The sequence below is a fragment of the Methylobacterium sp. CM6257 genome, from assembly GCF_054611515.1.
Window position 1 is genome coordinate 5,175,334 of record NZ_CM137735.1, and the last position, 21,434, is coordinate 5,196,767.

The 21,434-nt window shown below is 64.1% G+C and carries 15 protein-coding genes and 2 pseudogenes; 12 read left to right on the top strand and 5 right to left on the bottom strand.

Going from position 1 to position 21,434, the window contains the following annotated elements; translation table 11 throughout:
- The first annotated feature begins 61 nt into the window (after positions 1 to 61).
- From ACYCO6_RS25245 to ACYCO6_RS25275, 7 genes are all read left to right on the top strand, one after another.
- A complete protein-coding gene (locus ACYCO6_RS25245) occupies positions 62 to 616 on the top strand; it encodes an SDR family NAD(P)-dependent oxidoreductase (RefSeq protein WP_459764423.1) in 555 nt (184 codons plus the stop codon).
- An 84-nt stretch (positions 617 to 700) separates the two neighbouring features.
- Positions 701 to 1,027 (top strand): tautomerase, encoded by a 327-nt coding sequence (locus ACYCO6_RS25250; protein WP_459764425.1) that lies wholly within the window; start codon positions 701 to 703, stop codon positions 1,025 to 1,027.
- A gap of 430 nt (positions 1,028 to 1,457) precedes the next feature.
- Positions 1,458 to 2,099, top strand: a complete 642-nt coding sequence (locus ACYCO6_RS25255; protein ID WP_459764427.1) for a flavin reductase family protein — start codon at positions 1,458 to 1,460, stop codon at positions 2,097 to 2,099.
- 389 nt (positions 2,100 to 2,488) lie between these two features.
- Entirely contained in the window at positions 2,489 to 3,214 is a 726-nt protein-coding gene (locus ACYCO6_RS25260) for a GntR family transcriptional regulator (RefSeq protein WP_459773720.1), read from the top strand.
- Between the two features lie 88 nt (positions 3,215 to 3,302).
- Positions 3,303 to 4,541 (top strand): MFS transporter, encoded by a 1,239-nt coding sequence (locus tag ACYCO6_RS25265; RefSeq protein ID WP_459764429.1) that lies wholly within the window; start codon positions 3,303 to 3,305, stop codon positions 4,539 to 4,541.
- A gap of 4 nt (positions 4,542 to 4,545) precedes the next feature.
- On the top strand, positions 4,546 to 5,448 hold the full coding sequence (locus ACYCO6_RS25270) for an amidohydrolase family protein (protein WP_459764431.1): 903 nt from the start codon (positions 4,546 to 4,548) through the stop codon (positions 5,446 to 5,448).
- A 46-nt stretch (positions 5,449 to 5,494) separates the two neighbouring features.
- Positions 5,495 to 6,850, top strand: coding sequence for an MFS transporter (locus tag ACYCO6_RS25275; RefSeq protein ID WP_459764433.1), 1,356 nt, complete (start codon positions 5,495 to 5,497; stop codon positions 6,848 to 6,850).
- A 1,250-nt stretch (positions 6,851 to 8,100) separates the two neighbouring features.
- Here the strand turns inward: ACYCO6_RS25275 and ACYCO6_RS25280 are convergent.
- From ACYCO6_RS25280 to oxlT, 4 genes and pseudogenes are all read right to left on the bottom strand, one after another.
- Complete coding sequence (locus tag ACYCO6_RS25280) at positions 8,101 to 9,615, bottom strand: amidase (RefSeq protein WP_459764435.1); 1,515 nt, start codon at positions 9,613 to 9,615, stop codon at positions 8,101 to 8,103.
- Between the two features lie 735 nt (positions 9,616 to 10,350).
- Positions 10,351 to 11,492 (bottom strand): annotated as a pseudogene (locus ACYCO6_RS25285) (IS3 family transposase).
- A gap of 141 nt (positions 11,493 to 11,633) precedes the next feature.
- A pseudogene (locus ACYCO6_RS25290) lies at positions 11,634 to 13,229 on the bottom strand (gamma-glutamyltransferase family protein).
- 80 nt (positions 13,230 to 13,309) lie between these two features.
- Complete coding sequence (oxlT, locus tag ACYCO6_RS25295) at positions 13,310 to 14,608, bottom strand: oxalate/formate MFS antiporter (RefSeq protein ID WP_459764437.1); 1,299 nt, start codon at positions 14,606 to 14,608, stop codon at positions 13,310 to 13,312.
- A 571-nt stretch (positions 14,609 to 15,179) separates the two neighbouring features.
- Between oxlT and ACYCO6_RS25300 the strand changes: the two genes are divergently transcribed.
- From ACYCO6_RS25300 to ACYCO6_RS25310, 3 genes are all read left to right on the top strand, one after another.
- A complete protein-coding gene (locus ACYCO6_RS25300) occupies positions 15,180 to 15,923 on the top strand; it encodes a GntR family transcriptional regulator (RefSeq protein ID WP_459764440.1) in 744 nt (247 codons plus the stop codon).
- A 310-nt stretch (positions 15,924 to 16,233) separates the two neighbouring features.
- Positions 16,234 to 16,596: a hypothetical protein gene (locus ACYCO6_RS25305; RefSeq protein ID WP_459764442.1), complete on the top strand. Its 363-nt coding sequence runs from the start codon at positions 16,234 to 16,236 to the stop codon at positions 16,594 to 16,596.
- Positions 16,597 to 17,097: 501 nt separating this feature from the next.
- Positions 17,098 to 17,721: a glutathione S-transferase family protein gene (locus tag ACYCO6_RS25310; RefSeq protein WP_459764444.1), complete on the top strand. Its 624-nt coding sequence runs from the start codon at positions 17,098 to 17,100 to the stop codon at positions 17,719 to 17,721.
- Positions 17,722 to 18,171: 450 nt separating this feature from the next.
- On the opposite strand, the gene ACYCO6_RS25315 is transcribed toward ACYCO6_RS25310, so the two are convergent.
- On the bottom strand, positions 18,172 to 19,125 hold the full coding sequence (locus tag ACYCO6_RS25315) for a GlxA family transcriptional regulator (RefSeq protein WP_459764446.1): 954 nt from the start codon (positions 19,123 to 19,125) through the stop codon (positions 18,172 to 18,174).
- Positions 19,126 to 19,327: 202 nt separating this feature from the next.
- Between ACYCO6_RS25315 and solA the strand changes: the two genes are divergently transcribed.
- Both solA and ACYCO6_RS25325 read left to right on the top strand, forming a co-directional pair.
- A complete protein-coding gene (gene solA / locus ACYCO6_RS25320; RefSeq protein ID WP_459764449.1) occupies positions 19,328 to 20,491 on the top strand; it encodes an N-methyl-L-tryptophan oxidase in 1,164 nt (387 codons plus the stop codon).
- 71 nt (positions 20,492 to 20,562) lie between these two features.
- The gene (locus ACYCO6_RS25325) at positions 20,563 to 21,405 is read left to right on the top strand and encodes a transporter substrate-binding domain-containing protein (protein WP_459764451.1); all 843 of its coding nucleotides are present in this window, start codon (positions 20,563 to 20,565) and stop codon (positions 21,403 to 21,405) included.
- The last annotated feature ends 29 nt before the right edge of the window (positions 21,406 to 21,434 follow it).

The following is a 21,434-nucleotide window of genomic DNA, read 5'->3' on the forward strand; positions in this document are numbered from 1 at the left end:
CTGACTGCACCTGTCCCCCACCGGTCTGGAGGCTCGGCTGCGCGATGACGCGAGCATCACCATGCACGTCAACAACGCCGCCATCGGCTCCGTCGCGTCGATCCTGCAGGGCGACGTGGATGAGATGGACGCCATGATCCAGCTTAACATCAAGGCACTGACACGCCTGACCTACGCGGTCGCACCGGCCTTCGTGGCGCGCGGATCCGGAACCATCATCAACATCTCGTCCGTCGTCGGCGTCGCGGTCGAGATGCTCAACGGCGTCTACAGCGCCTCGAAGTCCTACGCCCTCAGCTTCGGCCGTTCACCGCAGAAAGACCTCGCGGACAAGGGCGTGCGCGTCCAAACCGTGTTGCCCGGCGCGACGGCCACCGAATTCTGGGATGTTGCCAGCTACGCGGCGCAGAAGACATCCTCGATCACCATGTCGGCGGCAGATCTGGTCGACGCCGCGCTGGTCGGTCTCGACCAGGGCGAGCTCGTTACCATCCCGGGCCTGCAGGACGTTGGCGATTGGACGCGCAGGGAGGAGGACCGCCGCGCGATCTCCGCCAAGTTCAACAACGCCAAGCCCTCGCGGCGTTACGGGTTTGGAACCGCGCACATGGTCTGAGCCCGACGGACGTCCGCGCCTTATCTTCAGCTCGACGTCACTGGCAAGCACTCCGTGGCATCCAAGCTGCGCCTTGCTGCTTAGATGAGCCAGACCCACGCGGGAATGATCTCGGTCAACATCCGGCGGATCAGCGTCGCCATTCGTGAGCTCGGCGAGAGAGGTGTGTGGCGGATACCGGATGTCGGCGCCGAGCCGGTGCCTGTGTCCGTGATGATGCTGGACATCCGGAGAGGTCACTCAGCCGAGTTGCGGATGAAGGTCGCTAAGGCGATGTGCGCACACTGCGTTGAAATCCTCGGTCTGCGCGAGGATCGCCTCAACGTGGGGTTCACGCAGCATTCTGGCGACGAGATGTATCATCCCGCTCTTGGGGGCTACAGTCCTGACTGGACGCCGCATGAGCAATGAGGTCGTGTCGTTGATGGCTTTGCGCACTGCTGAATACCCGCTCTGAAGGTCGGCGTAGAACGCAAGCGCCTTGAGCGCGCTAAGCGATTTGGCCCTGACCCGCGATTTCCATACAGGCCCGCAGCCGTGAGGATAGCTGCATCAACAGGCCGAACACACGGAAGCACCTGAACCGGCGCACACAGATCTCTCAAACACCCCCTTGAATCCGATGGGGCGTCCACACACGGACATTCCGGCTACGACTGGATCCGGCCGCTCCGCATCGCCCCTTCGCGCCTACAAGCAGACGTTCGTCATGCCTTCACCACAAGGGTCGGCTGAAGCCGCTCGCCCTTGGAGAGCCGATGACGGATTTCAGAGCAAGAAACGAGATGCTTGTTGCGAAGCTGCTTCTCTAAACCGGGATCGCCACCAGACGGAGTTCCCCATGCACAGAACAATCGATCCGGCGATCCTGTATTTCGGCACGCCTGTTGTCCTAATCAGCACCCTGAACGAGGACGGCTCTGCGAACCTTGCTCCTATGTCTTCGGCATGGTGGATCGGCCAACGATGCGTCCTCGGGCTCGCCAAGGCATCCAAGACCACGGAGAACCTGCTTCGAACGAAGCAATGTGTGCTCAACCTGCCCTCCGACGCTCAGGTCGAGGCGGTTGACCGCGTCGCCTTGACGACAGGCTCGGACCCGGTGCCAGAAGGCAAAGCCAAGCGTGGCTACCACTTCGTGAGGCACAAATTCGAACATGCCGGTCTGACGCCCATCCCTTCTGAGCTCGTCATGCCTCCCCGTGCTCTCGAATGCCCTGTCCATATGGAGGCCGAACTCTATGCCTTTCATGAACTGGCAGAGAACGATCCGCGCTGGGGTGGACGCAGCATGGTGTTAGAAACCCGTGTCGTTCGCGTGCATGTCGAAGACGGTCTGTGTCTTGCAGGTCATGATAACCGCGTCGATGCGGATCACTGGCGGCCCCTCATCATGAGCTTCCAGAACTTCTACGGCCTTGCTGAGGGCCGCCTACAGCCGTCCCGTCTGGCAACCATTCCGGAAGACCGATACCGGGCGTGAATTGCTCAGAAGCTGTCGTTCCGCGTTCCGCCCATCACAGCTGATCTGAGGACCGGTGCGGTTCCTGATGAGCGGCCATCGTCCCGAGCTGGGTCTTCAGATCGCGGAGGGCCGGATTTAGCCAAGTCGCGCATCTACTGCTCTCACGCAGCAGTGTGGTTTGTCTTCGAAGCAGCATGAGCGCTGGATCGCCGGCGTAGAACGCTGAAGGCTGTTCCATGGGGGACGAGCGAAGCTGCGCTCGTGCGAACACGTTTCAGGCTGCTGCTCGGATGGAAGTTCACAGCGGAACAAGTGAGTGGCGCGCATCTCCGGTTCGGATTCCTGCGAGCCTCACGTTGGCGGACAAGCTGGAAGGTCATACAGTCATACACATGACCGGGAACGCTATGCTTCAGTCCGACCTGCGCCTGCCGCTCTACCAGCGCTTGCGCGATGAGATCGCTTACAAAATCGCGCGCAACGTCTGGCGGACTGGCGAGCCGATCCCAACCGAGTCGGAACTCGCCGCCACGCATCAGGTCGCCATCGGAACCGTGCGGAAGGCGATCGACGTTCTTGTCGCGGATGGCCTCGTGGAACGAAAGCAGGGCCGTGGCACCTTCGTCCGGCGTCCGCGCTTCGACCGATCCCTGTTCCGCTTCTTCCGACATCTCGATGCTGACGGCGCTCAAGCCGTACCGGAGGGTCGTATCCGCGCTCGGGAAGCCCGCCGCGCGCCCGAAGCCGTCTGCAATGCGCTGGGTATCGAGTCAGGCTCCCAGGCGATCTGCCTGTTGCGGACGCGGCTTATCGAAGGTTGTCCGATCCTGTCCGAGGAGATCTGGCTGCCGGCCGCGCGGTTTGCCCCCTTGCTCAAGGCGCCCCTGACGGAGATCGGTGACCTGCTCTACCCCGCCTACGAGCAACTCTGCGGCGAAATCGTCGCCCGCGCGGAGGAGACGTTGACGGTGGGCTCCGCGAATGCGGCCGACGGCGAGAACCTCGGTCTCGCGGAAGGCGCTCCCGTCGTGCTCATCGAGCGCCTCGCATTCGGTTTCGACAGCCGCCCCATCGAGTGGCGCCTGACACGCGGCGCGGCGGCAGGCTTTCGCTACCACGTCGAAATCCGTTGAGCCGCGCGGCCTCTTGACCGCGCCCTCATCGACGGTTCATATATTCATATAAATGACTAGTCCTCTTTATGGGGACGGAGGAAAGCCCTTGTTCCGCTGGTACCGTGAGATCGGTCCGGCCGAACGTCGCACCTTCTGGGCCTGCCTGGGCGGATGGTCGCTCGACGCCTTCGACGTGCAGATGTTCAGCCTCGCGATTCCCGCGCTGATTGCCACCTTCGGGTTGAGCCGCTCGGACGCTGGGCTGATCGGTGCCGTCACCTTGGTCGCTGGGGCGCTCGGTGGTTGGATTGGCGGCGTTCTGTCGGATCGGATCGGCCGCGTCCGCGCCCTTCAGATCACGGTGCTCTGGTTCGCCGTCTCGACCTTCCTGGCGGCCTTCGCGCAGAGCTTCACCGAGATTCTGAGTCTCAAGCTGCTCCAGGGGCTCGGCTTCGGCGCCGAGTGGGCGGCCGGTGCCGTGCTGATGGCCGAAGCGATCCGGCACGAGCATCGCGGCAAGGCGCTGGGCGCGGTCCAGGGTGGCTGGGCGGTCGGGTGGGGAGCGGCCGTGCTTCTCTCAACCGCCGCGTTCTCCGCCTTCGAACAGGTGACAGCCTGGCGCGTCTTGTTCGCCTGCGGCCTCGCGCCTGCGCTCCTGATCCTCTTCGTCCGCCGCTCCGTTCCCGAGCCTGATCGGCGGCACACCGCAGCCGAGCCCAGCCGGCCAGTCGGTCCACTTGCGATCTTCGCGCCCGGCATGCGCCAGGTCACGACAATCGGGGCGCTGCTCGGTCTGGGCGCACATGGCGGCTTCCACGCCCTGTTCACGTGGCTGCCCACGTACCTGAGCGTTGAGCGCGGCACCTCCGTGCTCGGCACCGGCCTCTATCTCGGAATCATCATCGCGGCCTTCGGGCTGGGCTGCCTCGTGGCCGGTAGCTTGGTCGACAGGCTCGGTCGGCGCCAGACCGTGGCAATGTTTGCCATCGGCTGCATGACCCTGGTTGTGCTTTACCTGCTGGTTGCTGTCGACGGCACCCTGCTGCTCCTGCTCGGCGCGCCCCTCGGCTTCTGTGCGGCCGGGATCCCGGCGAGCCTCGCGGCGCTGTTCAGCGAACTCTTCCCGACCGGCCTGCGGGGGACGGGAATGGGCTTCTGCTACAATGCCGGCCGCCTCGCCTCGGCCGTGCTGCCCCTCGCCGTCGGCCTGCTCAGCGAAATTCTCGGTCTCGGTCCGGCGATCGGCGTGTCCGCCTTCGCGGCCTACGGGCTCGTCCTCCTCGCCGTTGCCCTCCTGCCGGACGCGCGCGCCGATGGCTCGCTCCATCCGCACACCGTGAGTTGACCCGATGAACCGGCGCACGTTCTTCCGCGACATGCTCGTGGGCGGCCTCGTCCTCACTCTGCCCCGCCCGGACCGCGCAGTCGCGGGAACATCGAGCACGATTTCGGTTGACACTCACGCCCACGTCTTCACGCGCTCACTCACGCTGGCGGGCGAGCGACGCTACGCTCCCGACTACGACGCCAGCATCATCGACTACCTCGCGATGCTGGACCGCAACGGCATGTCGAACGGCGTGCTGATCCAGCCGAGCTTCCTCGGCACCGACAACAGTTACATGGTCTCGGCTCTGCGACAGGAGCGAAAGCGGCTGCGCGGTATCGCTGTACTGGCGCCGGAGACCGAGATCGGGACCATGCGTGACTTGGCGGAGGCGGGGGTCGTGGGCCTGCGCCTGAACCTGATCGGCCAGCCCGACCCGACCTTCAGCAACCCCGTCTGGCAGAGCCATCTTGCGCGGGTGAAGGACCTTGGCTGGCAGATCGAGGTTCAAGCCGAGGCCCGGCGGCTCGCCGGCCTGCTACCGCCGCTCATCAAGGCGGGCATTCCGGTGGTGGTCGATCATTTCGGCCGCATCGATCCCGCCCTGGGCGTCGCCGATCCGGGCTTCGGCCAGCTTCTCGGCTTCGGGGCCGGCGGCCGCGTCTGGGTGAAGCTCTCCGGGGCGTACCGGAACGGCAGCGGCGCAGCGGGGCAGCAAACGGCACGGGAGGCGGCCGCTCGCCTGCGCGAAGCCTTCGGTGCGCAGCGGCTGCTCTGGGGCAGCGACTGGCCGCACACCCAGTTCGAGACGAAAGCCAGCCCCGCCGAGGCGCGGCGCGACCTCGACGCCTGGGTGCCGGACGCGGCCGAGCGCCGGATCATCCTCGCGGACACGCCCATCCAGCTCTTTCGCTTCGACCGATAGGGTCGCCAAGGGCCCAGGACATCCGACTTCAGAGGGGGACACGACCATGGCAAAGACGACGCCGCCCGCGGCGACCGCGGACGTCTTCGAGGCTCGGACGATGCGCAAGGTCGGCCTGCGCCTGATCCCCTTCCTCGTGCTCTGCTACTTCATCGCCTACGTCGACCGGGTCAACGTCGGCTTCGCGGCACTGACCATGAACCGCGACCTCGGCCTCTCCACCGCGGCCTTCGGCCTGGGCGGGGGCCTGTTCTTCGTGGCCTACGTGCTGTTCGAGGTGCCGAGCAACCTCGCCATGGAACGCGTCGGCGCGCGCATCTGGATCGCCCGGATCATGATCACTTGGGGGCTCGTGGGGATCGGCTCGGCCTTCGTCACCGGGCCGGTGAGCTTCGCGGTCGCTCGCTTCCTGCTCGGCGCCGCGGAGGCCGGCTTCTTCCCCGGCGTGATCCTGTACCTGACCTACTGGTTCCCCAAGGCCTACCGGGCGCGCATCGTGGCGATGTTCATGGTGGCGATCCCGCTCTCCAGCTTCTTCGGCTCGCCCCTCTCGGCCGCGCTCCTCACCCTCGACGGCGCAGCGTCGCTGCGGGGCTGGCAGTGGCTGCTGATCATGGAGGCCGTGCCGGCGGTCCTCCTCGGACTCGCCGCCCTGGCTCTGCTGCCAAGCCGGCCCGCGGGGGCGAGGTTCCTCAGCCAGGACGAGCGGGACTGGCTGACGGAACGGTTGGATGCTGAGCGCCGGGCCGCCGAAGCCGCGGCTCCCCATCACGCGCACGGCCTCGCGGCAGTGTGGGCGGTGCTCGCGAGTCCCCAGGTCTGGCTGCTCGCCGTGATCTACGCGGGCAGTTCGGCGACCAGCAACACACTGTCGCTCTGGATGCCGCAGATCCTCAAGGGGTTCGGCCTCAGCAACCTGGAGACCGGTTTGCTGAACATGATCCCGTTCGGCATCGCCTCGGCATTCATGATCTTCTGGGGCCTGCGCGCGGACCGCAGCGGCGAGCGCATCTGGAGCACGGCCCTGCCGCTGGCGCTGACCTCGATCAGCTTCGCCCTGACGCTGCTCACGGGCTCGCTCTGGATCACGCTGGTGCTGCTCTCGCTCGTGCTGCTGGGCAACTACGCCATCAAGGGGCCGTTCTTTGCCCTGGCCACCGAGACGCTGCCGCCGGCGCAGACGGCGGCCGGCATTGCCGCCATCAACACGCTGGCGCATCTCGGAACCGGCGCGATCACCTCGCTGATCGGACTGCTCCGGGAGCAGACCGGGAGCTTCCCCGTCGCCCTGCTGCCGTTGTGCGCTTTGACTGGGGTGGGATGCGCCCTGGTTTTCTGGATTGGTCGCCGCCGGCTGTCGGAGCCAGAGGTTCGGCCCGCGGCACCGGTCGCACGTGCATAAGGCGCAACTCGGCTTCTTACGCTGAACGCGCGCTGCGATTTGATGTCCGCGTATCGCCGTTCTTGCCGAGTTAATAGAGCGGCGGTCTTGCGAGAGTGTGCGTTGGTCCCGCGATGACCGCTTTCCGCGGTCATCGCTCGGAAGCGAACCGGCGCAATACTACCCATCCCGGCCGTAGGTCACTGCCTCACCTTGCAGCCTGCAAGCGGACGCTCAGGGCTTCTGCAAAGGGTCGGGAGCGGCGGTTCAGCGCCTATCGGCCCGTGGTCAGCTGTTGGCGCAACTGAGACCCACAAGCTGAGTTGCTGCAGCGTCCGCTTCGGAGAAACCGCGAGAGTCGGCTGAGCGGCCGCGATGGGCGCCAAGCGACGCGTCCGCTTTTCGGAACTTGGCACCTCACCACCGTGACCGGCGCCGACCACCGCTCTGGAGATGCGTCGCGAACCTGGACGGCGCGACTTGGCCTGGAGGCTCAGTTTAGACGAGCAGGTGATCCACGGTGGCAAGTGTCTGGCGAAGCTTCGCAACTTCATCGAGGCGCTCCACAAGCCGCACGGCGCCTCCCGGCCCCGGGGCTGCGAATGGGTATTTGCGAAAGCCACTAGGCGGCCGGCGAGCTGACACCCTCAGGTCGCAAGAGCGCGGTCAGCACACCGACCGCGATCCGTTTGCATGAGGCGTCAGGGTCTGCTTGCGGCTGTGAGCGAGCGCAGCCCGCTTATTGCCTGAGCGCTCGCTCGCTGTGGTTTGAGCTCGTATCCGTGTCGCTTGAAATACTTGACTGACCCCAACTTCCTTGCCGGATCTGTAGTGTGGATGGGCGTCAGCGCTTCCTCACGTAAACACCAGATACGTCCGATCCCATGCCGCAGACCCTGTCAACCTGTCCGAGGGTGATGACAGCCCACCCGGGTGAGATACGCATCCTGATGAGCCGCTCAGCACCCGGAGCATCATCAAAAATCCGCGCAGTGAGCTTCGCACCTTTCAGATCGCCTTCTGCAACGACCGAGCAATCGGCAGCCGTAGCTGGCCCTCTTGGCAGCCCTCCCGCTGAGATGGACACCTTCCAGTGTGATCCTGCCGGTTCGATCCGCATCTCACCCAGTGACGGTGCTTTGCGGATATAAAGACCCGTGATCGGGAGTGCTTTGGCATCCGCTTGCCTATAGCCGAAAACCGCCAATAAGAACATCAGGTGTGAAGGCCAGGACCTCACGCCATTCTCCTTTCGCGATACTCGTTGCCGATCATTGCACTGTATTCATTGGCAGAGAGTTGATCGGGGGCAGACGATGGTTCCACGGACAGGTGCGCTCCATCTCGGCCGCAAATGACAGGAGCGTTGCTTCTTCTCCGAAGCGCGCCACGACCTGAATGCCAGCAGGTAGGCCGTTCAGCGTCCAATGCAGGGGCAGACTTGCGGCTGGTTGGCCTGTGACGTTCCAAATCGGCGAGAATGGGATGAAGCGAAAGGCGCGGTCGGCTGCCTGCTGCAGAAGCGGCCCATAGCGGAGGTAGCGGCCGATCCCAAGCCGAGCCGCCAGCGCCTGCAGGATTGCCTCAAGCCCTTTCGCCTGAAACTCGCCGTGCTTCGCAGGAGGGCTGGCCAGCGTCGGCGTCAGCAGGAGATCGTAGGTCTCGAAGAACACCGCGATCTGTCGCGTGGTCCGGTGTAGCCGTTCCAGGGCGACGGAGAGCTCGGCGGCCGAGAAGCCATTTCCGAGTGCGCGGCACAGCCATGTGCTCTCCTCTACCTCCGCGCGGCGAGCCCTCTGCCCGGTCAACTCCTCCGCGAAGGTGAACTCCTGTGCGACGGCAGCCAGAAACACGATCATGAACCACGCGAAATAGTCGTGCGGGATGGGAGGGGCCGCCTCCTCGACAACGTGGCCTAACGCGTCACAAAGTCTCGCCGCGTTCTCCACCGCCTCCCGGCACTCTGGAGCGACCGAGGCACCATTGGGAGCGGCCGAACTGAAAGCGATGCGCAATCGACCGGGCGATCGTGCCGCTGCACTTGCGAACGCCTGCCCGGGCGGAGCGATCCTGCATGGCGCCCCGAGATCCGGGCCGGCAATGGCGTCGAGTAGGCGGGCACTGTCACGCACGCTTCGGGTGACCGCGTGCCCGATGGCTAGGCCGTGCCAGCCCTCACCGAGATAAGGGCCGTTCGGCGTTCGTCCGCGGCTGGGCTTGAGCCCGAAGAGGCCGCAGCAGGAGGCAGGAATGCGGATGGAGCCGCCTCCGTCCGTGGCGTGAGCCATCGGCACGGTCAGGGCCGCCACGTGGGCGCAGGATCCACCCGAAGATCCGCCCGTGGTGCGATCCACTGCCCATGGATTGTTGGCACGCCCAAACAGCCGCGGCTCGGTGACCGGCGACAGTGACAACTCGGGCACCTTGGTGCTGCCAAGAATGATCAGCCCCGCAGCCCTAAAGCGCCGCACCATCTCGCTGTCGCGCGGCGGCACCCAGCCGCGCCAGATACGGCTGCCATTGTGATAAGGCAATCCGGCAGCAAAATGCAGGTTGTCCTTGAGGAGGAAGGGCACGCCCGCGAATGGAGCTTCGCGCAACGGCTCGTGAGCGGCCTGGCGGGCCTGTTCCAGCGTCCACTCGGTCATACCGGCCAGCGTCGGCTCGACCTGCTCCAGCCTCGCGGCGGCGACGTCGATGAGTTCGACAGGGCTAACCTGCCGCTGCCGCACGAGTTCGGCAAGGTCTGTCGCGTCAAGACTGGCGTATTCCTCATTTAGGCCCATTGAACATCACTCGCCTTGACCTTGCAATGAACTTAACCTTTGTCGGATCCATCTGATAGCTGGCGGTCCTAGAGCTGTCTTTCACTCCATCATTTTGTGGCAGTGTTCACCCGATCGCCTTCTTGCAATGCAGTGTTGTGTTACTCTCTTTCAGCTGCTCGTGCCCAAGTATGATCCGAGAAGGGTGTGCTGTTCACCGTCGGCTGGCTTTCATTGACTGATGGCACGAAATGCCCCCTAAGAGGCCCCGCGCGGCGGATTTCGGGAATGTCCGGTTGCGAAGGTTTTCCCACATTTGGTTTTCTGACGCGGTTCCCTGCCACCGGCCGCCTCGCGGGGCTCTCGCATAAAAGGCGTCAGCGGACGCAGCTAACCTGGCGGTAAGGCATCGTCGTTTCCTGGATGTCCGACTCTGCGCTCCGACGCAGGTGGCGTGAGTCGGTCGGACGTGCCGTATCGGTCTGTTAGCCTCCGGCGGTATGGTTTGGATGGTTCACGTGCTGTCGGTCTGTTTTGAACGGTGAAGTGCTGGTTCCTGAACCAAACCGGACCCAGTTCGCTGAAGGTATGCCTCAAGGAGACCCACTGTAGTGCATAGCTCGGCTTCCCAGATGTTTGGTCCCGCTGTGTGGTGGTACAACTGACGCCGCATGGAGGGACGCGCTATGGGGCAGGTTCTCCACGGCAGCGCCACAACTGACCTGACCGGTATTTTGGACCGGGCGAATTGCGAGGCTACTGCATGGTAGCGGCCATGGGGAGTCGGAAAGCCAGATCCGGGTAGCTGACGGGCGCGGGCGGCCGATAGCCCAGCGACGAGTGCGGTCGAATTTGGTTGTAGGTGGATTGCCAAAGACCGATCACGATCTGCGCTTCTTTCAGCGAATAAAAGATCTCCTGGCGTAGACACTCGTCACGAAGTTTGCCGTTGAAGCTCTCGTAATACCCGTTCTCCCACGGCGATCCTGGCGCGATGTACTGGATCTTCGAGCCAGCTTTGGCGACCCACTTGCGCAGCGCTTTGGAGATCATCTCAGGGCCATTGTCAAAGCAGATGTGCTCGGGGATGCCGTGCAGGCACATGGCGTCGGCGAACGCCTCGATCACACCCACGCCGTTGATGCGCCGCGCCACCTTCAGCGCGAGGCAGGCTCGGCTGTGCTCTTCGATCAGCGTCCGGATGCGCAGGCTTCGGCCGTCATGCGTCCGGGCCCGCACGAAGTCGAAGCTCCACACGTGGTTGCGGTGGAGCGGCCGTAGTCGCACGCACGAGCCGTCGTTCAGCCACAGGCGGCGGCGTGGTCTATGTCGGCTGGGAACCTTCAGCCCCTCGCGACGCCAGATGCGCTGGACCCGACCCTTGCCGACCTGCCAGCCGGCTGCCTGCAGCATCGCAGTGACGCGGCGGTAGCCGTAGCGCCCGTACTCGGACGCGAGGGCGATGATGGCACGGGTCAGCCCATCCTCGTCGGCCGGCAACGTGGGCACGTAGCGTTGCGTGCCCCGATGCTGGCCGACGATCCGGCAGGCGTGACGTTCCGAGAGGCCGTACTTCTCCCGGATGCCAGCCACCGCCTGCCGGCGTCGCTCGGGGGCTACAAGTTTCCCGAGGCGACCTCCGCCAGCACCTGCTTCTCCAAAGAGAGGTCGGCCACAAGGCGACGAAGTCGGGCGTTCTCGCGCTCCAGATCCTTCATCTTCTTGGCCTGATCGACCTTCAGACCGCCGTACTCCTTGCGCCAGCGGTAGTAACTTTGCTAAGAAACATCCGCTTCCTTGCAGGCGACAGCGATGCTCTTGCCTTGCGCCGTCTGCACCTCGATCTGGCGCAACATCAGCACGATCTGTTCCGCGCTCGGCCTCTGTCCTCGCTTCATCCCCAACACCTCTGGTCCCAGCTGATCCTCTCAATCAGCCCGGTCCAAAACCAGCCGGTCAGGTCAGTAATCCCTGATCCGTCTTTCGAATCCATAACTGCCATCTTCCGTCAGGAGTCGCACCTCAGCCGGATGGCAGCTTCAGAAGGCTGCCACGCCGCCGTCGCTGCGCGGATCGAACCCTCCTTCGAGGACTCCTGACAGATGTCGGGCCAATCCGCCCGCGTGGCCGACCTGCTCGTCGAAGCCGTCCAGGAGTTCGACATCATGTCCGAGACGTCGCAGCGTCTCGACCGTCTCGGGGGCAAACCGGTTCTCGAGCTTGAGCGTATCAGACTCCTGTCCCCAGGTCCGGCCGAGAAGCCAGCGGGGCGCCGTGATGGCTTGCTGGATTCCCAAACCGAAGACGGCATAGCGCGTGAACAGAGCCGCCTGCGTCTGCGGCTGACCGTCTCCGCCCATTGTGCCGTAGACCATAACGCGTCCGTCGCGCAGGCGGGCCAGAGCCGGATTGAGCGTGTGGAACGGCTTCTTGCCGGGTCGCAGAGTATTGAGGTGCTCGGGATCGAGCGAGAACGAGCAGCCGCGGTTCTGCCAGACGATGCCGGTCTCAGGCAGGACGGTACCGCTTCCGAACTCGTGGTAGATGCTCTGTATGAACGAAACGGCGCGTCCCTCCGCGTCGATCACGCCCATCCAGATGGTGTCGCCCGGTCCTTTTCCTTTGCCCCAGGGAAGCGCGACATCGTGCCGGACTTTTGCGGCGAGTCGGTCAAGAAAGATGTCCGATAGGCAACTTTGCGGATCGATTTTCATGTGATCCGGATCGGTGATGAACTCATCGCGGACGGCGAACGCCTGTTTCGTCGCTTCCACCACGAGGTGGATGTATTCCGCACTGTCTGGTTCATGTCGACCGATGTTCAATCGGTCGAGGATTCCAAGAATCATCAAAGAGACGAGACCCTGGGTGGGGGGCGTCATATTATAGAGTTCACCCGCGCTATGTGCCAGACGCAAGGGCACCCGGACACGAGCACGATACGAAGCGAGATCCTCCGCGCCCACAGGGCATTCGAGCGTCGATAGGTCGGCCGCGATGCGCCGCGCCAAACTTCCGCGATAGAAGCTATCGAGCCCTTCCGATGCAAGGATCCGCAGAGTGGCGGCAAGCTAAGACTGCCTGAACCGGCTCCCGGTCGGAGGCGCCTCGCCATCGATCAGGAAGGTCGCGGCGAATCCCGGAAGGTGCGCCAGTTCGTTCAGCTTCTTGACAGTGCTGATCCGCTGGGATGCCGTGACGGCTATCCCGTCTTCAGCATAGAAGATGGCGTCCTCGAGCAGGCGCTTCAACGGAAGCTTGCCTCCCCAGGATCGGCTGACAGCCAGCGCCTCGTCCCACCCGCCGATTGTTCCGGCTACCGTGTTCGCGGAGTCGGGTCCGCGGACCGGAATGCTCGTACACCCCCGCACGCCATAGTAGTCGTGCGAGACGCTGGCCGCGGCGGGTCCGCAGGCCTCGATGGCCGTCACCGGCCGCCCCGGGCAGGAGATCGTCCAGAAGCCGTCGCCGCCGATGCCGTTCATGTGAGGATACACGACCGCGATGGTGGCAGCCGCCGCGATCATGGCCTCGATGGCGTCCCCGCCATCGCGCAGGACCGAAACGGCGGCTTGAGCCGCAAGCGAATGAGGCGCCACGGCCATGCCGCGGGTCGACTGGACAGTTTGGAACATTCCGATAGCTCGCTGTCGGCGCCGAAGGACGCATCCGGAAAAATACCGCCGGAGCGGTAGCCGCTCCGGCGAGATCCGTCTCAGGCGGATTGCCGCTGGAGGGGCAAGGCACCGACCTCCAAGAGGCTTGTCCCGGCTCTGGCCTTGTGCACCTCGCGCATCGGCTTCAGCACAAACAGGGCGAGGACGGCCGTGAGGATGTTCATCAACACGACCAAACCGAACACGACGTTCCAGGAATGCGTCGTGTCATGCAGGAGCGCCGCCAGCGGGCCGCCCAGTACCGACCCTACTCCTTGAGCCATATACAGGAAGCCGTAGTTGGTCGTCGCGTGCTTCGTGCCGAACGTATCGGTCAGGGTTGAGGGAAACAGCGAAAATATCTCGCCCCAACCGAAGAACACGATCCCGGACAGCAAAACGAACATCACCGGGTTGTGCGCATAGAACAGCCACACCAACATCGCGAGGCCCTCGAGGCCGAATGCAATGAACATGGTGTTCTCGCGGCCGATGCGATCCGAAACCCAGCCAAAGAAAGGCCGCGTGAGGCCGTTCGTAAATCTGTCGATCGACAATGCGAGCGGCAGTGCGGCCAGGCCGAACACCATCACGTTGGCGACACCGAAGTCGTGCGCGAATGCGCCCATCTGGGAGATGACCATCAAGCCCGACGTCGACATCATGGTCATCATGGCGAACATCAGCCAGAAGATCGGACTGCGCAGCATCTCGCGGGGAGCGACACTGCGCGCTGTTTCGACGTTCGTAGCCACCGCCGTTTCGGCCGGGCGAGGCGGCCGGCGCATCCCGAGGGCGGCAAGAATGCCGACTGCTCCGATGATGAACCCGTAGGTCAGCAGCGTACTCGAGACGCCCCCGCTCTGGATCGAGCGGGCGATCGGAAACGTCGTAAGGATTGCTCCGAAGCCGTAACCCGCGGCAACCAATCCTGCCGCCAACCCGCGCTTGTCGGGAAACCACTGCACCATCATGCCGACCACGCCGACGTAGATGATGCCCGTGCCGATGCCACCGAGGACGCCGTAGGTTAGATAAAGACCCCAGACCGTCTGGACATTCGCTGCAAGCACCCAGCTCGCGCCCGTCAACAAAGCTCCGACGGACAGCAGCAAGCGTGGGCCGAAGCGATCGATCAGATATCCTTGAAGGGGTGAAAGGAAGGTTTGAAGCACGATCAGAAGCGAGAACGTAACCTGAATTTCGGCAAGCGTCGCGCCGAGATTATTCATGAGCGGGCCTGTGAGCAGGGCCCAGACATATTGTGGACTGGATATCGCCATCATGGCGATCATGCCCAGGGCGAGCTGGCCCCAGCGGGACGATGCGGGCGTGAAGCCCGGTGAGTTGGCGTTCATGGTTTCCTCCCAAGTGCAGCGACGAAGCGCGCCGACTCGAAACACATGCCGACCTCTGACGTGTCTCTGACATGTCAGCATTATGGTACATGATTCGGCCGGCTGGGCAAGGCTGCATCGCTTTGGAGCCGGGAGCATAGAATCGCAGGCCTGTCGCCTCCCCGGCAGATAAAGGCGAGGAAATGCATTTCTATTAAAGTTTAGCCGGCAGTATCTGCGCTTCAGGCATCGCACAATTCGCGTTTCACATTGCTCGGAGCGTGGCGTCGGGCTGTTCGTTAAGGGTCGAGCGAGCGGACCCCACCCACGTTTTCGTAGAATGACTTGCCTCGACCTTGAAATGGCGGGCGGCCGTTTCCGATCGCGAATGAGGATCCGCGGGTCTCCGAAGACGATTTGGGTAGAGTGGCCTGCGCACATCGGCGAGGTGTCCTTGACGTGTCAGGCGAGCGACCTCAGAACCGTGTGGTGGTGCTCGGCCGTTTCTCGGCGCAGGCCGCAGAGAAGCCGGTGACGCGCGAGCAGGTGCGCGCGGCAGAGTAGAGGCATTTAGTCTATGTCGGACTCGCCGGTGTTAAACGTGGATCGAAACAGTCAAGGAGAGGAAGAAGCAGCTGTTGGATCACGCATTCGCGAAACCGACGAGAAGGCTTTCGCGGGGACTGCTCCACAGGCTGAGACGCAATCTCAGATGGCCTATCGGATCATCGAAGAGATGATCGTGACCCTGCAAGTTCCTCCGGGCAGCCTGATCTCTGAGAAGTCGCTGAATCGACAGCTAGGGATCGGACGGACGCCGATCCGTGAGGCGCTCCAGCGATTGGCCCTGGAGGGAACCGTCCGTATCGTGCCGCGCGCCGGTGTGATCGTTTCAGAGATCGACATGGTCGATCAGCTCAAGATGATTGAGGTCCGCCGTGAGATCGAGAAGATTATCGCCGGCAGGGCCGCCCGCTTGGCGGATGACAAGGTATCCAGCGAATTCCGAAGACTCGCGACGCAATTCGACGCGGCTGCTCGGACCGGCGACGAGAAGATCTTTATCGCGGCAGACCGGGAGTTCAATGCGTTGATCGTCGCGACGGCGCAAAACAGCTACGCCGCGCATGCGATCGGTCCGATCGAAGCGCAGACGCGCCGATTCTGGTATCTGCATTTCAAGCGGTTCGGCGATCTCGGGCGCGTCTGCGAACTCCACGCGCGGATCGCCATGGCAGTAGCAATGAAGGACGAGCAGGCGGCGAGGCAGACGTCAGACCGACTGCTCGACTATGTGGAGTCTTATACAATCCGTACATTGGAAGCGTTGAGCTAAATATCACAAATCTTCATTTTGAATTCGATGCGGCATCGATGTCGCTTTCCTTGTACGAACGCGCCGCTTTGCTGGATTTGCAAATTGCGGAAGGGATGAGAGATCCGCCGCCGAGCTTGCCACACGAGCAGGATAGTGCAACGTAAGATTAGGTCGCGCCAGTTTCTCTTTCGTATAATCTTGTACGCCTGCCAGCAATCAAAGCTTATTCACGAGCGCTGTCCGCCCACTCTGGGCGCGTCCTCACTTGCCGTAAATGGGGCGCCGCCTACGACCGGGACCGCCTCAAGGCTAACTGCTCTCGTCCCAGTTGCTCGCGTTCAACCTATTCGGCCTCATCGCCCGCGATCGCGTACTGGCTACCCGCTTCGTAACGGAACTGCTGCCCGGGCCGCTGAATAGAGCCACTGACGCGTGGTTCGAGTACAGCCAAGGCCGTGGCGACGCCCGCTTCACCTCCGGCTGCACGGCCTTCGACGTCGTCCCGCGGAGACGCGCTTCCACCGGCGCCCGAGCGCTCATCCTCATCGAAATGCAATACAGAGGGGCCGGCCACAACGCGTCACCCCACCCCGCCCTCGCACTGCCGAGATCGCGCGCAAACACCGGACCGTCTATCGCCGCCGACGATCCAGCGCCGACCGGCCCTGCCAGCCAGCAACTCTACCGATAGCACTGCCTCGCTGGCGCTATGCTCAGCGCTGGTCTCGTAGACACACACGCGGCACGGACCCACTCTCACTCCGTCATCCCGCGGTTCTGCACAGTTTCCCGCGTAAGTATCTGAAACGCAAGCCCTCTCACTGCCACGGTTCCGCGCACAAACGGGCTGCGTTGCGACCGGCGAACTGTAGCTCACCGTCACAACGATAGCCGCCCTTCACGGTGGCGCCATCACCGCCAGGGACGCGCAGAGCGGTCATTCATTTTGGCCGCTTCGAACATCCTGATATTTCGATGAACGACCGGGTCTGGCCGATTGCGGCCTGTCCGCTTTCGGACCGGAAACGGGAAAAGCGGACGTCGCTGTGAAGCCCGCTCGCGACCCCTTTCAGAAGTTCGCAGCGTCCGCTTTGAGCACCTCCAACAAGTTGCGTTAACTCCACGGGTCAAAGATGCGATTGCGTGCTCTAAGCCGTGTCTCCATCGTTCTAGCAGTGGCTCAGCCCCTCTCATGATCCGCATTCTCGGCAAAGCCAGTTCGATCAATGTGCGGAAGGTCCTCTGGACCTGTGCCGAGATCGGATTGGACTACGATCGGCAGGACTACGGCAGCGGCTTCAATCGAACTGACACCCCGGAATTTCTGCATCTCAACCCGAACGGCCTCGTCCCTGTGATCGAGGATGAGGCGGGGGTGCTGTGGGAGTCGAACGCGATCTGCCGCTACCTTGCTACAGCGGCAGCCCGGACCGATCTGCTCCCCGCTGATCCGCGTGGACGCGCCCTCGTTGAGCAATGGATGGACTGGCAGGCGACCGAGTTGAATTCGTCCTGGCGTATCCCCTTCCTCGGCCTTGTCCGCCGTGATCCGGCGTACTCCGATCCCGACATGATCGCGGCGGGAGTAGCGGGCTGGAACAGGATGATGGGCATCCTAGACCGACACCTCACCTCGACAGAGGCCTATGCGACCGGAGTTACTTTCACTCTTGCTGACGTAGTCCTCGGCTTGTCTGTGAACCGCTGGCGAATGACGCCGATGGAACGCCCGAGCTATCCCGCCATCACAGCCTATCACGAGCGCCTTCTCGCTCGCCCTGGCTACAGAGCACACGGTGCGAATGGCCTCCCGTAGAAGGCGAAACCCTGTCTTCTAGGCTTGAGTTCCGGTGTAAGCGCACCTGCACCGGACCGTTCCGGCCCGCTCACAAGGTCCGCTTCTCGATCCTGAGGTGAAGTCCGCTCACCACCCTTCTATGACATTCGCCTATAGGCCCCGCGTGTCCGTTTCTAAGCAGGCTAGCGGCCGCTCTCGACGGCTGTCTTGACCACGAAGCGGCCGGCCGGATCTGGCCATAAGCGGAATGGCTGCTTCCAAGCGAGCGGCCAATCGAAGCAGAAATGACTTCATAGCCTGCAATCTAGCCTTTGTGGTGCGGTGGTGCAAGGCAATTTGGTAGCCAGCAATGTAGACATCACAGCTTTGTTGGCAAATCCGACCAGCCGCCCAACTGCGGAGATGCTGCCGGCGCCATATGTCAGACCTTCCCTGTAATGAAGCCTGGGGGGATTGTTTTAGTTTGTTTCAACGCTCCGCGGATGGGCTGCAGCCAAACTGAGACCGATAGCTACGCGAGAAATGGGCCGCGCTCGAGAAGCCGCAGGCCGTCGCGATCTCCCCGATCCGGAGCGGGCTCTGGCGTAGCAGGCGACGGCCATGGGCGAGGCGGATTGCCCTGTACTGGGTCGAGAAGCTCAGCCCGAGCTTCTCGAGGAACAGTCGGTCGAGGTGACGCGGGCTGATCGAAGCGAGGCGCGCCATGGCCTGCCGGCCGAGCGGCGCCTCCACCGTCTTCTCCATTGTCTCCAGCACCGCCAGCAGGGCCGGATGGTGGATCCCGTACCGCTCGACCGCGGAGGCCCGTTGCGGATCGTCGGCGGCGCCGATTGCGGTGTGAAGGAACCAGTCGGCGACGCGGCGCGCGAAAGCTGCTCCCATGCGCTCGGCGATCAGGGCGTGCGCCATCTCCAAGGGCGCGACGCCGCCGCCGCAGGTCAGGCGATCGCCGTCGGCGACGTAGCGCGCCCGGCTTAGACGCGCGTCCGGGAAGGTCTCGACCGTGGCGCCCGCATATTCCCAGTGGAGCGTGAACGCGCGATCGGCCAGCAAGCCCGCCGCGGCCATGAGATAGGGGCCGCCCGAGATGCCGCCGATGCGGACGCCGAGCCGGGCCATCCGCCGCAGGGTCGCGTGGATCTCGGGCCTGTCCCACCCGGTCGGCTCGCCGCCCGCGCAGACGAAGAGGGTGTGGAGATAGCCGCGCAGGCGCGGCAGCGCCTCGGTGGGGACCTCGGTTCCCGATGAGGCGGCCACCCGGCCTTCCGCCTCGCCGAAATAGCGCAGCCGGTAGAGTGGCCGCCCGGCGAGATCGTTGGCCGCGCGGAACGGCTCGCAGGCCGAGGCGAAGGACATCAGCGCGAAGCCGGGCACGAGGATGAAGCCGATCTCCTGCGGGTGGTCCCCGGTCTCTGCATCCATTCCGCCCACGCCCTCCGCTGACCTATGGCTCAACCGTGCAAAGAATCGTCTGCAAGGGTCAAATGCGACGCTCGGCGTCCATCATTCTGTGTACGTCCTCCTGTGCCGCGCGAGACCGCTTCCGGATGCTTCGACCTGCCGATCTGCCCCCGTTCCGCGATGCGGCAGCTCCGCACCCCGGCGCCGTGCCGGAGCGTCGGCGATGAGCCGCCAGTTCGATGTCGCCGTCCTGGGACTCGGCGCGATGGGCAGCGCCGCTCTCTACCAACTGGCGAAGCGAGGCGCCGCGGTGATCGGGCTCGATCGCTTCGCGCCGCCCCACGCGCTCGGGTCCAGCCATGGCGAGACGCGGATCACCCGTCAGGCGGTTGGTGAGGGCGCCGACTACGTCCCCTTCGTCACCGCCTCGCATCGCATCTGGCGCGAGCTGGAAGCCGAGACGGGCGAGACTCTGCTGAACGCCTGCGGGGCCCTCGTCATGGCGCCGGGCCACGGCGTCTCCTCGCATCACGGCAAGCCGGACTTCGTCGGACGCTCCATCAGCGCCGCGGAAGGCGCCGGCATCGTCCACGAGGTGCTCAACGGTGCGGAGGTCGCCCGCCGGTTCCCGCAATTCCTGAACCTCGAGGGCGACGAGAAGGCCTATTACGAGCCGGGCGGCGGCTACGTGCTTCCGGAGCGCTGTCTCGCGGCGCAGCTCGGCCGCGCGGGCGCCGCGGGTGCCGAGATCCGCACGAACTGCGAGATAGTCGGGCTTCAGCAGGACCGAAGCGGCCTCGGCATCAAGACGACGGAGGGGACCATCCTGGCCGACCGCGCCGTGGTGGCCGCTGGCGCCTGGACGGCCCCGCTGCTCGGGAGCCCGTTCGACCGGCTGCTGACCGTCCGCCGTCAGCTCCTGCACTGGTACGCGCTGGCGGATGAGACCGCCTACGGGCCGCATTCGCCAGTCTTCATCTGGATGTATGGGATTAGCGACACGGAATACCTTTACGGCTTCCCGCCGCTCGACGGTTCCATCAAGGTCGCGACGGAGCAGTACAGCACCACCACCACTGCCGACGGGGTGGAGCGTCGTGTCGATCCGTCCGAATCCGACGAGATGTACCGGCTGCGCGTCGCGAACCGGCTGGCCGGCGTGACTCCGAAGGTCGTCCAGGCCGCGGCCTGCGTCTACACGGTGACCCCGGACCGCGGCTTCATCATCGACCGGCATCCCGCGATGGAGCGGGTCCTAGTCGTCTCCGCCTGTTCGGGGCACGGCTTCAAGCACTCGGCCGGCATCGGCGAGGCCGTCGCGGCGGAACTGGCCGGGACCGGCGGCACGGTCGATCTCAGGCCCTTCGCTCTGGCACGTTTCAGTTGATACGCCGGCCAATGGCTCGTGGATTGCTTGAAACCGTGCCAAGATCAGCCGGCCCGAGCAGGAAAGATCCGATGCGCCTCACGATCCGCACCCTTCTGACCACTGGTGCGCTGGCCGCCCTCGCGGCGTTCTCGGCCGTCGCGCTGCCCGGCCGGGCCACGGCCGCCGACGGCGTCGACGCGATCAAGAAGCGCGGGACGCTGATCGTCGGCGTGAAGGCGGATTACAAGCCGTTCGGCTTCCGCGACCCGAGCGGGACGATCATCGGCCTGGAGCCCGACCTCGCCGCCGACATCGCCAAGCGGCTGGGCGTGAAGCTCGAGCTCGTGCCGGTCGTCTCGGCCAACCGGATCGAGTTCCTGCAGCAGGGGAAGGTCGATCTGCTGATCGCCACTCTCTCGGACAAGCCGGAGCGCCGCCGCGTCGTCCAGGCGATCGACCCGAACTACTATTCCGACTTCGTGAACGTCCTGCTGCCCAAGTCTTCCGGGATCACCGACTGGGCGCAGCTCAAGGGCAAGCCGCTCTGCGCCACCTCGGGGGCCTGGTACAACAAGGACGTCGCGCGAACCTACGGGGCAGAGATCGTCGCCTTCGACGGATCCGAGAAGCCGCTCTTCGCGCTCAAGCAGGGCAACTGCATCGGCTACGTATACGACCAGAGCATGCTGCAGGGTAAGCTTCTCGACGACGACTGGAAGGCCAACTACGCGCTGCCGCTCAAGGGCATCCTCGACGCCCCGTGGATGATGGCGGTGGCGCAGGGCAACGCCACGCTCCAGGCCGCTGTCGAGGACGCCACCAAGGACTGGATGAAGACCGGCTTCATCGTCAACGAGGAGAAGAAGTGGGGCATCGAGCCGACCGCTTACTCGAAGGCGATGCACGAGAAGTACAAGAACGCGACCAACTGATGCGGTCCTGCACGACGGCTCCGAGCGTT

What these genes read in the sequence shown, in the direction of transcription:
- ACYCO6_RS25325 (WP_459764451.1), top strand. Translation starts at nt 20,563, where the DNA reads ATGCGCCTCACGATCCGCACCCTTCTGACCACTGGTGCGCTGGCCGCC.
- oxlT (WP_459764437.1), bottom strand. Translation starts at nt 14,608, where the DNA reads ATGAACGCCAACTCACCGGGCTTCACGCCCGCATCGTCCCGCTGGGGC.
- ACYCO6_RS25275 (WP_459764433.1), top strand. Translation starts at nt 5,495, where the DNA reads ATGGCAAAGACGACGCCGCCCGCGGCGACCGCGGACGTCTTCGAGGCT.
- solA (WP_459764449.1), top strand. Translation starts at nt 19,328, where the DNA reads ATGAGCCGCCAGTTCGATGTCGCCGTCCTGGGACTCGGCGCGATGGGC.
- ACYCO6_RS25280 (WP_459764435.1), bottom strand. Translation starts at nt 9,615, where the DNA reads ATGGGCCTAAATGAGGAATACGCCAGTCTTGACGCGACAGACCTTGCC.
- ACYCO6_RS25315 (WP_459764446.1), bottom strand. Translation starts at nt 19,125, where the DNA reads ATGGATGCAGAGACCGGGGACCACCCGCAGGAGATCGGCTTCATCCTC.
- ACYCO6_RS25270 (WP_459764431.1), top strand. Translation starts at nt 4,546, where the DNA reads ATGAACCGGCGCACGTTCTTCCGCGACATGCTCGTGGGCGGCCTCGTC.
- ACYCO6_RS25310 (WP_459764444.1), top strand. Translation starts at nt 17,098, where the DNA reads ATGATCCGCATTCTCGGCAAAGCCAGTTCGATCAATGTGCGGAAGGTC.
- ACYCO6_RS25250 (WP_459764425.1), top strand. Translation starts at nt 701, where the DNA reads ATGAGCCAGACCCACGCGGGAATGATCTCGGTCAACATCCGGCGGATC.
- ACYCO6_RS25255 (WP_459764427.1), top strand. Translation starts at nt 1,458, where the DNA reads ATGCACAGAACAATCGATCCGGCGATCCTGTATTTCGGCACGCCTGTT.
- ACYCO6_RS25245 (WP_459764423.1), top strand. Translation starts at nt 62, where the DNA reads ATGCACGTCAACAACGCCGCCATCGGCTCCGTCGCGTCGATCCTGCAG.
- ACYCO6_RS25260 (WP_459773720.1), top strand. Translation starts at nt 2,489, where the DNA reads ATGCTTCAGTCCGACCTGCGCCTGCCGCTCTACCAGCGCTTGCGCGAT.